The 12191-nt window shown below is 44.0% G+C and carries 9 protein-coding genes; 4 read left to right on the top strand and 5 right to left on the bottom strand.

What is annotated here, in order from left to right:
• Nucleotides 1–691 precede the first annotated feature (691 nt).
• The gene (locus tag RM347_RS16735; RefSeq protein WP_322716168.1) at nt 692–1312 is read left to right on the top strand and encodes a Uma2 family endonuclease; all 621 of its coding nucleotides are present in this window, start codon (nt 692–694) and stop codon (nt 1310–1312) included.
• A 236-nt stretch (nt 1313–1548) separates the two neighbouring features.
• Here the strand turns inward: RM347_RS16735 and RM347_RS16730 are convergent, their stop codons facing one another.
• Nucleotides 1549–2115 (bottom strand): phycobiliprotein lyase, encoded by a 567-nt coding sequence (locus RM347_RS16730; RefSeq protein WP_322716167.1) that lies wholly within the window; start codon nt 2113–2115, stop codon nt 1549–1551.
• A 75-nt stretch (nt 2116–2190) separates the two neighbouring features.
• Nucleotides 2191–2871, bottom strand: a complete 681-nt coding sequence (locus tag RM347_RS16725; protein WP_322716166.1) for a HEAT repeat domain-containing protein — start codon at nt 2869–2871, stop codon at nt 2191–2193.
• Nucleotides 2872–3687: 816 nt separating this feature from the next.
• Between RM347_RS16725 and infC the strand changes: the two genes are divergently transcribed.
• From infC to RM347_RS16710, 3 genes are all read left to right on the top strand, one after another.
• Complete coding sequence (gene infC, locus RM347_RS16720; RefSeq protein ID WP_086687969.1) at nt 3688–4221, top strand: translation initiation factor IF-3; 534 nt, start codon at nt 3688–3690, stop codon at nt 4219–4221.
• 409 nt (nt 4222–4630) lie between these two features.
• Nucleotides 4631–7636, top strand: a complete 3006-nt coding sequence (locus tag RM347_RS16715; RefSeq protein ID WP_322716165.1) for an MFS transporter — start codon at nt 4631–4633, stop codon at nt 7634–7636.
• Between the two features lie 235 nt (nt 7637–7871).
• Nucleotides 7872–8213: a hypothetical protein gene (locus tag RM347_RS16710; protein ID WP_322716164.1), complete on the top strand. Its 342-nt coding sequence runs from the start codon at nt 7872–7874 to the stop codon at nt 8211–8213.
• Between the two features lie 64 nt (nt 8214–8277).
• On the opposite strand, the gene RM347_RS16705 is transcribed toward RM347_RS16710, so the two are convergent.
• The 3 genes from RM347_RS16705 to gap all read right to left on the bottom strand — a co-directional run bounded on the left by RM347_RS16705 (nt 8278) and on the right by gap (nt 12154).
• Complete coding sequence (locus tag RM347_RS16705; protein ID WP_322716163.1) at nt 8278–9282, bottom strand: transaldolase; 1005 nt, start codon at nt 9280–9282, stop codon at nt 8278–8280.
• A 148-nt stretch (nt 9283–9430) separates the two neighbouring features.
• Nucleotides 9431–10861 (bottom strand): pyruvate kinase, encoded by a 1431-nt coding sequence (gene pyk / locus RM347_RS16700; RefSeq protein WP_322716162.1) that lies wholly within the window; start codon nt 10859–10861, stop codon nt 9431–9433.
• 249 nt (nt 10862–11110) lie between these two features.
• Entirely contained in the window at nt 11111–12154 is a 1044-nt protein-coding gene (gap, locus tag RM347_RS16695) for a type I glyceraldehyde-3-phosphate dehydrogenase (protein ID WP_322716161.1), read from the bottom strand.
• Between the last annotated feature and the right edge of the window lie 37 nt (nt 12155–12191).

The raw sequence follows: 12191 nt of genomic DNA, 5'->3' as shown, positions 1-12191 counted from the left end.
AGTTCCGGTGAATTTCTTGAAACTCTAGCACTCCTACCCATCAGTGTGTCCAATTTTTAATTTTAGATTTTTAATTTTATGTAGAAAAATACTAATTTTCAATCTTTTAGGTTGCCTGTAATGAGTGAATAGCACATATTAAAGTCTATTACATCTATCTTGGGTATATCATAAATGGAATTGGTCGCTATCACTTGTGCGCTTTTTCCAGGTCATTAGCTGCTGTGCTTTCGCCTGAGATTTAGGTAATTATCGTGGTTTAGAAGAATGGCAAGTATCCATAATTGACCAGATTCAAGGGAAAACTAGTATAGGTAGATGTAGCATCGTAATGAATAATGTGCATTTAGGTGCAATGATTTTTTGCAATTAGCTTGATCGTTTAGCGATCGCATTTTCTGGATCAAACTTGAGTGATTATTGCCAAGATACGCCTTGTAATGCCCATAATTTCCCAGCCAAAGCATGGAAGTCTGCATTGCTGGAATACAAAGCAATAGCTCTATTGTTGCGTGCTACTGCTTCAGAATAACTATTTTATGTGAATAAATACAGCGCTTGTCTGTGATACCAGATGGCTTGGTCATGTACACAGAGCAATTAAAACCAGTATCTTGAACGTGGTGGAAAATCTGTCCGCATTCCCTGAGATTAGAGATAATATTTTTATCATCAGTAATTCTGAAAAGCCATGACTCAAGCCATACCCAAGCTAGTAACCTTTGAGGAATTTGTCGATTGGCTACCTGAAAATTCAGGGATACGCTACGAACTGCATAATGGAAACATTGTTGAGATGGCACAACCAGTAGGGGAACACGAGGAAGTAAAGGGTTTTTTAGCAAGAAAAGTAACAGTTGAATTTGACCGATTAGACCTCCCCTACTTCATGCCCAACCAAGTTATAGTTAGACCTCCTGAAAAAGATTCTGGTTACATCCCAGATGTGTTGGTGCTAAATCGGGCAAATCTGGCAAACGAAAAATTATGGCAAAAAGAATCTACTGTTAGTTTGGGTGCATCGATCCCTTTGGCAATTGAGGTTGTATCAACCAACTGGCGGGACGATTACTACTTGAAGTATGCTGAATATGAAGAGATGGGTATCCCGGAATACTGGATTGTCGATTATGCTGCCTTGGGTGGACGTAATTTTATCGGTAATCCCAAACAACCGACAATCTCTGTCTGTAACTTAGTTGATGGAGAATATCAGATAAGTAAGTTTCGAGATAGCGATCGCATTATTTCCCAAACTTTTCCCCAATTGAATCTTACCCCAAACCAGATTTTTCAAGCTGGTGTGATATAGCGTTTAGATTCGTAATTTCTAAGTGTTCCGTTGACACAACTTACACGACTGGCACAGTGTTTGCACTAGCTTTACAGATGGCTGGAGAGAGAAGAAAGCTAGCAAATGAAGCGATCGCAAGTGAGAAAATTAAATAAGTTTATACCAGCAAAGCAAATAATAAAAAAACTTTCCCTAATACTAACCCATCTCTACTTAATTCCCCCCAGAAGCGGGGGGAATATTTTGTAATCAAACTAACTAGATACTGAATTAGCCGCTTCCGAAGTTTTCGCGGCTGGTGGAAAGCCACCCATGCGAATCTCAGAAGTGAAGGAAGTGATACTAAATCCACCAAAACTCTTGAGGACATTTACCCGCATTCGCAAATTGGGGCTAGCAAACCACAGGCGTTCTTCTGACGACATGGTTTCATCCTCTGTAGTTAGGATTAAAGCACCATCACTGTCAATTTTATAGCGTCCGGCAACTGGAGTTTTATTGGCATCAACTATTTCTCGCAGTAACTTGCCTTGGCCCGGATTATCTGCATCAGGCACAGAAACTAAGACAGTTGAACCACTATGTTTTGCTTGATCCTTGTCCATTGTGCCGTTCCAGGTAATTTTGGTAGCACAGGAAGCAGAACTAGGATTAATTTTGTAATTTTGACAGAGTTTGATCGCTTCTGGATGATCTACTGCCAGCGTCTCAATGATGATGTCTGACTTGCTATGTTCGGATTGGTTAAAAGCCAAATGTTGACTAGTACGATGAGAAAACCATTTACCAGCACTTAACTGAAAAAACTCTTCAATATTCATGAATGAAATTACCCTGCATCAAAATGCTAAAATTCCCACTTAATTATTATTAAAAGGTAGCAGGAGGCTTTAATATTAAGCTTGATTGCCTATTTCTTCAAGCTTCTTGAGACCAATTCTGGCTGCCTCAGCAACATTGAAATGATTGTCTTTTTCTAAGTATTTCAAAGCTGAGACACTCTTGGTAGTGGGAAGATTTCCCAAGGCTTCTGCCAGACGCTGCCTTACTAACCAATCATCTGATTGGGCAAAGCGCAGGATTTTATCAACAGACTCAATGTCTTGAATTTCTCCCAGTGCAGAGATTGCAGCTTGTTGCAACACTACTTCTTTACTATCCAATGCCTGAAGAAGAATTTGACGGGCACGGGGGTCTTTAATATTACCTAGAGAAACAGCTGCACTAAAGCGCACTAGCCAATCAGTATCTTCATAAAACGCCCGTGAAAGCACCTCAAAGGCTCTGGCATCACCCAAATATCCTAAGGCACCGGCGGCATCAGCGCGTATACCATAATCTGGGTCATTTTCGAGAATTCCGACCAAAATTGCATAACATTCTGGCGTCGGCTTGATTCCGAGAGCAAATATTGCCATCGATCGCAGTTGCAAAGATTCGTCGTCTAGTACCTTTTTAATCAAAGGGACTGCATCCTCAGGGGGTACATTACGCAGATTAGCAAGGGCTACCATGCGATCGCGTAAATTCGGACTTTCTAACTGAGTAGAAATTTCTTGTAAGCTTAGAGCTGCCATTTAGTTCAAAGCGTTTTCTTTACTTATCTTAATTTACCTGATCCGTTCCTCAGGCTGTCGCCATAGTGAAGTAGGAGTTTGGCGACTTTACAAAATGGCTCGATTATGAGTGAAAAATAAACAAATGTTACTTACTGCTTGATTGGGGATTGGGGAAGAAGCAAGGGAGCAGGGAGCAGGGGGGAAAATCCTTCTCCCTACCCCCCACTGAGCGCAGCCGTACCACTTGCCTACGGCACGCTACGCGAACGTGGAAGCAAGCTACGCGCAGCGTCTCGTAGAGAAGTGTGCCCCTCTGGCTCTTTTGCCCAGTCCCCAACAAACTGTCATCTGAATGCAAGTACGTCTCGTAGAGAAGTTGGGAAATCCTGAGCGCGACCAGTTGAATTTAGCAGTCAGAAGTAACACTTAGCTGTCTCTAAGGTATGAAGAATTTCAACTTGACAGATTTCACCTAATCCAAGGATTGGGCGATCGCACATGGCAAAATTGCACCGTGCCAATGTTAGCTTAAACTGCCCCACAGAGGACTCAATCTCCCAAGCCAATTGTTGCTGCGATTGGGATAAAGTATTGCTAAATAATTGTAATAATATTTAATATGAGTCTAGGTTGTGTAATTTAGATTAACTATTGCAGAGAAATTCTCTCAGAGTGAGTAGAATGACAAATACTAGCGACGCAACTATTTTATGGATTAGTTACCCTAGAACTGTAGACGATGTTTCCAGTCTTGAGTTACTTCAGTATTTTGCCTCTGAGGCATACCAATCTAGACCACACCAAATCATTTATTAAGAGCTCCCACAAATCATAATGCCTGTGATTGAGAAGAAAAGAACTCGCGATCTGCCCCAAATTAACGAACGAATTCGCTTCCCTAAAATTCGGGTCATTGACACTGACGGTGCCCAACTGGGAATTATGCCCCCACAGGAAGCACTACAACTAGCAGAAGAAAAAGAGCTAGATTTGGTGCTACTCAGTGACAAAGCTGACCCGCCAGTTTGTCGGATTATGGACTACGGGAAATACAAGTTTGAGCAGGAAAAAAAGGCGCGGGAAGCCCGGAAAAAGCAGCACACAGCTGATGTCAAAGAAGTTAAGATGCGCTACAAAATAGAAGAACACGACTACAACGTGCGTGTTAAGCAAGCAGAGCGCTTTTTGAAAGATGGCGATAAAGTCAAAGCTACTGTGATGTTCCGGGGTCGAGAAATTCAACACAGCGACCTAGCAGAAGATTTGCTCAAGCGAATGGCAACGGATTTGGAGCCATTTGGTGAGGTTCAACAAGCGCCTAAAAAAGAAGGGCGAAACATGATGATGCTCATCTCGCCTAAAAAATAATCTTCTAACTGTATTAATAGACCAAGTTTGAAAATCCCCTAGCTATAAGTCAGGGGATTTTTCGTTTAGGGACTTCCAGAAAATAAATTATCCAAATTTACTTAGATAAGATTTTTCTTTCTCCCCCTGCTCCCTGGTCCCTGCCCCCCTGCCTTCACAGCGATAGGATATTTTTTTAGTTGGAAGTCCCTTAGATGCAAGATGTGCACCCAAAGCTCTAAGGTCATTTAAATTTATCTAAAATCGATAGTCCTGAAGGCTGAGTGGGAAACATAATACTCAGTTGCTCAGGACTTTTGCTATTTCCAGGAGATGAGGAGGCAGAGGAGCAGGGGAGCAGAGGAGCAGAGGGGAAATAACTAATACCCAATGCCCAATGCGCGGTGATACTACCAGAAAATAAAACTGCATGGAACTGAAAAATCACTGGTTGGCTGCAAATAAAGGTGCTCTAACACGACTACTACAGTGGGTAAATCTCCGACCAGAGGAGAGCGAACGAACTCAGATGATGTTTATTTTTTACACTACTGTATCTGTAGGATTGCGATGGGCAGAGGATAGTACGGTGGCGCTGTTTCTAGATGAATATGGAACTCACCTACTGCCGTGGATGTATATTGCCAGTGCGGCAATGAGTGTAGGACTGGTTTTTTTATACTCTTGGCTGCAAAAGATTTTTCCCTTACGCCGGGTGATTGTGGCGATCGCACCTTGCATGTTGATGCCATTAGTTTTATTAGTTGTATTACGTTGGGGATCGCAGTTTTCCTACCTGGCACTGATTTCGGTATTTCTGCTGCGGCTGTGGGTCGATGCACTTTATGTGGTCAATGACCTCAACACCTCCATCGTCGCCAACCAACTATTTAACATTCGGGAAATTAAGCGGACTTACCCACTGGTGAGTAGTGGGCTTTTGGTAGCAGATGTGATTAGTGGCTTTAGTTTGCCTTGGCTAGTGCAATACACCACGCTGAATAAGATCATCCTCATCGCCTGTGTAGTGATTTTATTTGGATCGGGGATTCTATTCTATTTAACTCATCATTATCGAGCAGCTTTTCCTGAAACTCCCCAAAGACTAATTCCTGAAGAACAAGCTTCACGACAGCGTTTCCTCAAAAGTCCGCTGAAGCGCTATGTTTGGCAGTTGTTTGCTTTTGTGGGCCTGTTGCAAGTCATTGGGTTGTTAATAGATTTTCAGTATCTGCGCGAACTCAAATCCAATTTGAGCGACCGAGAACTCGCCAGCTTTTTGGGTCTTTTTGGTGGAATGTTGGGACTGTGTGAGTTGTTGTTGCAGTGGTTTATTTCCAGCCGACTTATCGAACGAATGGGGGTATTTTTCACTGCTACGCTTTTACCAATCACCGTCGGCTTTTCACTCCCAGGTGTGCTGGTATTGCTGCATTTATTTCCAGCCATCCAATCGCAAAGCTTTTTCTGGGGTCTGATAATTGTCAAATTCTGCGATGAACTTCTGCGCTACACCTTTGTGATGAGTAGCGGCCCCATCCTGTACCAACCGATTCCAGAAGGAATTCGCAGCCGGATGCAGACTTTATCTGGCGGAACCGCCGAAGCGATCGCTACAGGTTTGACAGGAGCGGTAATTTTTGCAACTCTATTGTTTTGTGGGCGGTTTGTACCCGTACCACTGCAAAAGTGGGTGTTGGTAGCAGAAACAATGCTGATAGCTGGCACCTGTTTAACAGTAGTTTGGGAATTGCGATCGCGCTATGTTGAACTGTTAGTCTTGAGTGTGGCACGGGGTCACTTGAGTGCAACCAATGTGGGTCTGCGATTCTTTAAGCAGGGAGTAGTTAAAGCTTTAGCAGAAAAAGGCAGCGAGGCTGATAAACGCTCTTGCATTGAACTTTTAGCTCAAATGGATTCCCTTGGAGCTGCGGAAGTTTTAGCACCTCTACTAATCAAGTTAACCCCAGATTTGCAGCGCCAAAGTTTGGAAGTGATGCTAATGGGAGGTGCAAATCCTGCTTATCTACCCGCCATCCGTCCTTTGTTAGAACAATCTCAAGAAACGAACCCCGAAGTTTTTGCCCTAGCCCTGCGCTACGTTTGGTTAGCTGAACCAAATCCCAATTTAAGCCTCCTAGAAGGATACTTGAACCCCCGGCAAAACTCACTCATCCGCGCTACCGCCGCCGCTTTAGTCTTACGCCAGGGAACGCCCATGCAAAAGGTAGCTGCTACCAAAACCATGCGCCGGATGTTGACTCATAAGCAAGAACGGGAACGGGTAAATGGAGTCAGAGCGCTCAGAGAAGCAGTCTATTTGCAGGCGTTGCGGATTCACATCCCGAACTTATTACAAGATGAGTCGCTACGAGTGCGCTGTGCAGTATTGGAAATGATTGCAGCAACCCATTTAGAAGAGTACTATTCGGCACTGATTGCAGCACTTTATTACAAATCAACCCGCAGTACAGCAATGTCAGCCCTCATGCGACTAGAAAATGAAGCTCTAGAAATGCTGTTACGGTTGGCTACCAATATTTACAAACCGGAAGTAGTGCGGATGTACGCTTGGCGCACCATTGCTCAAGTCGGCACCCAGGAAGCATTGGAGACTTTATGGGAAAACTTGGAAACATCTTGGGGTACTACCAGAGATCATATTCTTCGCAGCTTACTAAAAATACACAAACAACCAGGAATTACAGGTTTAGTGGATCGGTTTTATGAAAGTCGGGTAGAAAATTTAATCAAACAGGAATTAAAGTTTTTAGGTGAGATTTACGCCGCATACATAGACTTTCAAACATTAGACGAAAAAGAAAATCATCAATCCAGTGAGAGGGTTGTGATTGTCTCTGAGTTACTGCAACGCGCCCTTTTAGAATTGGAATTGGATGTCAAAGAGCGACTCTTACTGCTACTGAGACTGCTTTACTCGCCAGAAAAGATGCAGGCAGCAGCATTTAATCTGCGATCGCTCTCAGTGGTAAACTTAGCGCGGGGATTAGAGATATTAGAGCATACCGTAACTTTGTCTTCAAAGTCTTTATTGCTGAATATTTTAGATAACCGACCGCAGTCAGAAAAGTTACAATATCTTATAGAAGCCAAGATTGGAGAATATGAAAATATGGTGGTTAGCGATCGCCTCCACAGATTGCTGATGTTGGGTAATTTTCTTTCTGACTGGTGCTTGGCTTGCTGTTTCCATTTTGCTCAAGTGACTCGCATCCGACTGACCAGTTCTGAGATTTTAGTGAGTTTGCGTCATCCAACTGGTTTTGTTAGGGAAGCTGCGATCGCATACTTGAATATGGTTTCACATCGCGTTCTCCTGCAAATTCTACCGCAGTTACAAAAAGATCCACATCCTTTGGTAGCGGCTCAAGTTAAAGAGTTGCTCGAAAAATACCAGTTTAAAAATTACAATTGAAAATACCTTTGTTGGAATAATTCTGATACTTTGTTGATGTGAAAAAAATTAGACTTTGCAAGTTATTTACTATTTGTATACACACATTACAACAAAATACAACTACCCATAAGGGTGAAATTACAATATATAATTTCATCCCAAATTAAGTTTAAAAAAAAGTGTATGAGCGATAATTCGCAGGCTTGAAAGTGTTTTAATAAAATTATTACCAAAACTTTAGAGAAGGTAAAACATGAAAGGTTTCAGGAAGTTATCCTCAGTAGCGCTATTGCTATGTGCCTTTGTGTCTCCGCCCTCATTAGCTGAAGCGAAAGATATTTCTTTAAGTAATTCTCTGAATGAACAGAGCGTTGCGCCAGATGCCAACCTGGGTGGAAATAAAACCGGAGAGCTTTTGATTGCTCAACGGCGGTCAGGACGATACCAAATTATTCGACGACGGCAGATCATCCGACGCCGGCAGCCCTTTGGACAATACCAAAATATCCGACGACGGCAGCAGTTCAAACAACGGCAGATTATCCAACGAGGGCAGCCTTACGGACGATATCAGATTATCCACCGTCGGTATTGATGACGGCTGATGCAACTAACTAATGGTTAGTGGTTGAACCACAACCACTAACTATCGTTACCTTCTAATGACTTGCTACTACCTCTCCTTCAAGGCGAACTAGTCGGTCTGCCAAAAGTTTCTCAAGGTCTTCTAGTGCCTTGGTGAAACCTTTAATGCCTTCGTCTAATTTGTCGGTTGCCATGCGATCGGCAGCGTGCATTTTGTCATAGCTAGCTTTGTCAATGGATATCTTTTCGATTGACAAACTTGCTGCCTTGGCGGGGTCAAGTTTACGTGGCAGTTCTGCAACAGTTGACTGCAATTCAGCCAAAAGTGATGGAGAAATGGTCAGCAAATCACTACCTGCAAGTTCAGTAATTTCACCAAGGTTACGGAAGCTAGCTCCCATAACTTCGGTTTTATAACCGAATTTCTTGTAGTAGTTGTAGATTTTGGTGACGGACAAAACTCCTGGATCTTCGGTTGCTGGGTAGCTATCGCGTCCGGTATCTTTTTTGTACCAGTCGAGAATCCGACCGACGAAGGGAGAAATTAGGGTAATGCCGGCTTCTGCACAGGCTATCGCTTGGTGAAGACCAAACAACAAGGTAAGGTTACAGTGAATACCTTCTTTCTCTAGGATTTCCGCAGCGCGAATGCCTTCCCAAGTGCTGGCGATTTTAATCAAAACGCGATCGCGGCCAATTCCAGCGGCTTTATACTGGGCAATTAAGTCCCGTGCCTTAGTAAGGGTAGCTTCGGTATCGTAGGACAAGCGAGCATCCACTTCCGTAGACACGCGACCGGGAATGATTTGTAAAATCTTTAATCCAAAAGCAACTGCCAAACGGTCAAAAGCTAGAGAAACTATCTGTGCTTGGGTGGCTCCGGCTCCAGCATCTTTCTTTGCCTGAAGTAAAGTTTGATCGACAATTCCCTGATATTCTGGCATTTGCGCCGCAGCAGTAATCAGAGAAGGATTGGTGGTGGCATCTTGGGGTTTAAATTTTTCAATTGCCTGGATATCCCCTGTATCGGCGACTACAACAGTCACTTCTCGCAATTGTTCCAGTAAATTCTTAGACATAAAAGACTCCGTGATGTTTGTTTAGGATTTACTTATTCCCCAGTTCTTTACACTCTCTACTGTTCCTTCTATTCTGATTCTGGCAACTTTTCTTAATCATTGCCCAATTTTGCTTACTATCTTGAGCCACAGCCCTATTCTAAGTGCCTTATGCCGAAATTGGCTGTCCAATGGAATGCACTTTGATTAAACTAGTTGTGCCCGATTTACCAATTGGAACACCAGAGGTAATCACTACTTTATCGCCCTTATTGGCTAGACCCATATCTACAACTGTGTTCACCACATTGGTAAACATCTCTTCAGCATGGTGGACTGGTGGGATCAGTAAAGCTTCCACACCCCAAGAAAGCGCTAGTTGGCGATAAGCGGTAATGTCGGAGGTGAGGGCAATAATGGGAGAAGTCGGCCGATATTTAGATACCATTCTCGCTGTACTTCCAGAGGAAGTGTTACAGAGAATTGCCCGTGAGCCTGTTTCATAAGCGATGCGACACACCGATTCTGCCACAGATTCGGTAACGCTGAGACTCCCCGCTTCATGACACCAGGCGTGTTTGCTACCTTCATCTAGAGCCTGTTCTGTCCGCACGGCGATGTTGTGCATCATCTGGACGGCGGCGATGGGATATTGGCCGACAGCTGTTTCACCAGAAAGCATTACCGCATCCGTACCATCTAAGATGGAGTTGGCAACATCGGTTGCTTCGGCGCGCGTGGGATCGGGGGCGCTAATCATCGACTCTAGCATTTGGGTGGCTGTAATCACCGGTTTGCCAGCACGATTGCAACGGCGAATAATATCTTTTTGAATGAGGGGTACTTCATGAATTGGCACTTCCACCCCTAAATCGCCACGGGCAATCATAATTGCGTCGGCAACTTTTAGAATGGAGTCAAAGTTTTCTACTGCCTCTGCCCGTTCGATTTTGGCAATTAAGCGGATGGAAGCGCCAGCTGCTTCAATCATCCGTCGTGCGGGTTCTAAGTCTTGTGGCGATTGTACGAAGGACACCGCTACCCAATCTACACCCAACTGAATCCCAAAGCGCAGATCCAGCAAGTCTTTTTCGGTGATGGAATTAACAGGTAAAGGAGTTTGTGGCAGGTTTACTCCTTTATGTGTGGAAATTAACCCGCCGGTTTTCACTTGGGCGCGAATGCGATCAGCATCGCGATCGGTAACAATCAACTTGACGCGACCATCATTAATTAAAATCGGTTCACCTGGTCGCACCATTGCGAACAGAGTCGGCAATGGTAAGGGTAATTCATCGATACTTTCACCCTTTTCTTGCAAAACAAAGGTAACTTCAGTACCAGCTTCCAGATTTAACCCTTCTGGTGGTAAAGTTCCCAAACGAATTTTGGGGCCACACAGGTCTTGCATAATTGCGATCGGCTTTTGCTGCTCAGTACTAATTTGCCTGAGATACTGAGCCGTTTGGGCGTGGAATTCGTATGCCCCGTGGGAAAAATTCAGCCGCGCCACATTCATTCCAGCTTCTACTAAGGCTTGCAGCTTTTCAGGTGCAGATGTAGCAGGCCCAACAGTACAAATGATTTTGGTTCGACGCATAGGGATTGGGGGTTGAGGAATAACCTGTAAATTTGGAAACTTTGAGCGTAGGCGTAGCCCGTCGTAGACATCGCATAAAGCTTCCAAATTCACACGTGCTTCATATCACTGGTTTTGTAATTAAAAATACTAAATTACGTTTTATTTTTGGGGTATTTACCATTTGACCCAAATCCCAAAAGCCAAAGGTCAAAAGTCAAGGGTCAAAAGTTAATGACCAATGACCAATGACTAATGACTAATGACCAATCAAACCACAGCCGCTGTCGGTGCGAGTTTTTCCTTATGTAACATAGACAACATCAGGTCAATCACACGATTCGAGTAGCCCCACTCGTTGTCATACCAGGCAATTACCTTGAAGAAATTGGAGTTCAACTCAATCCCAGCACCTGCGTCGAAGATACTGGAATGGGTATCGCCTTGAAAATCTGTGGAAACTACCTCTTCGTCTGTGTATCCCAAAATACCCGCTAGTGAACCTGCGGCAGCCTCCTTCATGGCAGCACAGATTTCCTTATAACTAGTGGCTTTGGCAGTTTTGAAAGTTAAATCAACTACAGAGACATCGGGAGTCGGAACTCGTAATGCCATACCAGTTAACCTGCCCTTCAATTCTGGTAAAACCAGTGCTACGGCTTTAGCTGCGCCTGTAGAGGAGGGAATAATATTCTGGCTTGCACCTCGACCACCCCGCCAGTCTTTCTTGCTGGGGCCGTCTACAGTTGGCTGAGTGGCAGTCATCGCATGGACTGTTGTCATCAACCCTTCGGTCAACCCAAAGTTGTCATTGATGACCTTAGCTATGGGAGCTAGACAGTTTGTAGTGCAGCTAGCATTGGAGACAATGATATCCTTGCCGGGGTCAAATAGGTGATGATTTACACCCATTAGTAGGGTAGGAACTGTATCTGGATCTTTAGTGGGAGCGGAAATTACTACTCGCTTTGCACCTGCCTTCAGGTGGTTGGCAGCCCCTTCATAGCCAGTGAAGAGTCCGGTAGCTTCCACTACATAATCTGCATCTAATTGTCCCCAAGGTAACTCTGCTGGATTCCTCACCGACACGCAAGGAATGAAGTGCCCGTCAATGACGATACCATCTTCCTTGGCTTCAACCTTGGACTTTAATTTGCCGTGGGTTGAGTCGTACTTTAATAGGTAAGCGAGGTTATCTGGTGGTACTAGGTCGTTAATGCCTATAAACTCAATGTTGGGGTTATCGATGCCAGCGCGAAGCACAAGTCGCCCGATTCGACCGAAGCCATTGATACCAACTTTCAATTTAGTCAAGATTAAACCTCCCGTTGTGGAAGTTGAACAAAAGGAG

Origin of the sequence: Nostoc sp. ChiQUE02, assembly GCF_034531305.2 — a bacterium.
Taxonomy (GTDB): domain Bacteria; phylum Cyanobacteriota; class Cyanobacteriia; order Cyanobacteriales; family Nostocaceae; genus Nostoc.
The sequence above is the reverse complement of the archived record's forward strand: the minus strand, read 5'-3'. Positions and strand labels throughout refer to the sequence as shown.

Bases quoted from the DNA above. Each gene is read 5' to 3' on its own strand.
- RM347_RS16735 (WP_322716168.1), top strand. From the start codon at position 692: ATGACTCAAGCCATACCCAAGCTAGTAACCTTTGAGGAATTTGTCGAT.
- RM347_RS16730 (WP_322716167.1), bottom strand. From the start codon at position 2,115: ATGAATATTGAAGAGTTTTTTCAGTTAAGTGCTGGTAAATGGTTTTCT.
- RM347_RS16725 (WP_322716166.1), bottom strand. From the start codon at position 2,871: ATGGCAGCTCTAAGCTTACAAGAAATTTCTACTCAGTTAGAAAGTCCG.
- infC (WP_086687969.1), top strand. From the start codon at position 3,688: ATGCCTGTGATTGAGAAGAAAAGAACTCGCGATCTGCCCCAAATTAAC.
- RM347_RS16715 (WP_322716165.1), top strand. From the start codon at position 4,631: ATGGAACTGAAAAATCACTGGTTGGCTGCAAATAAAGGTGCTCTAACA.
- RM347_RS16710 (WP_322716164.1), top strand. From the start codon at position 7,872: ATGAAAGGTTTCAGGAAGTTATCCTCAGTAGCGCTATTGCTATGTGCC.
- RM347_RS16705 (WP_322716163.1), bottom strand. From the start codon at position 9,282: ATGTCTAAGAATTTACTGGAACAATTGCGAGAAGTGACTGTTGTAGTC.
- pyk (WP_322716162.1), bottom strand. From the start codon at position 10,861: ATGCGTCGAACCAAAATCATTTGTACTGTTGGGCCTGCTACATCTGCA.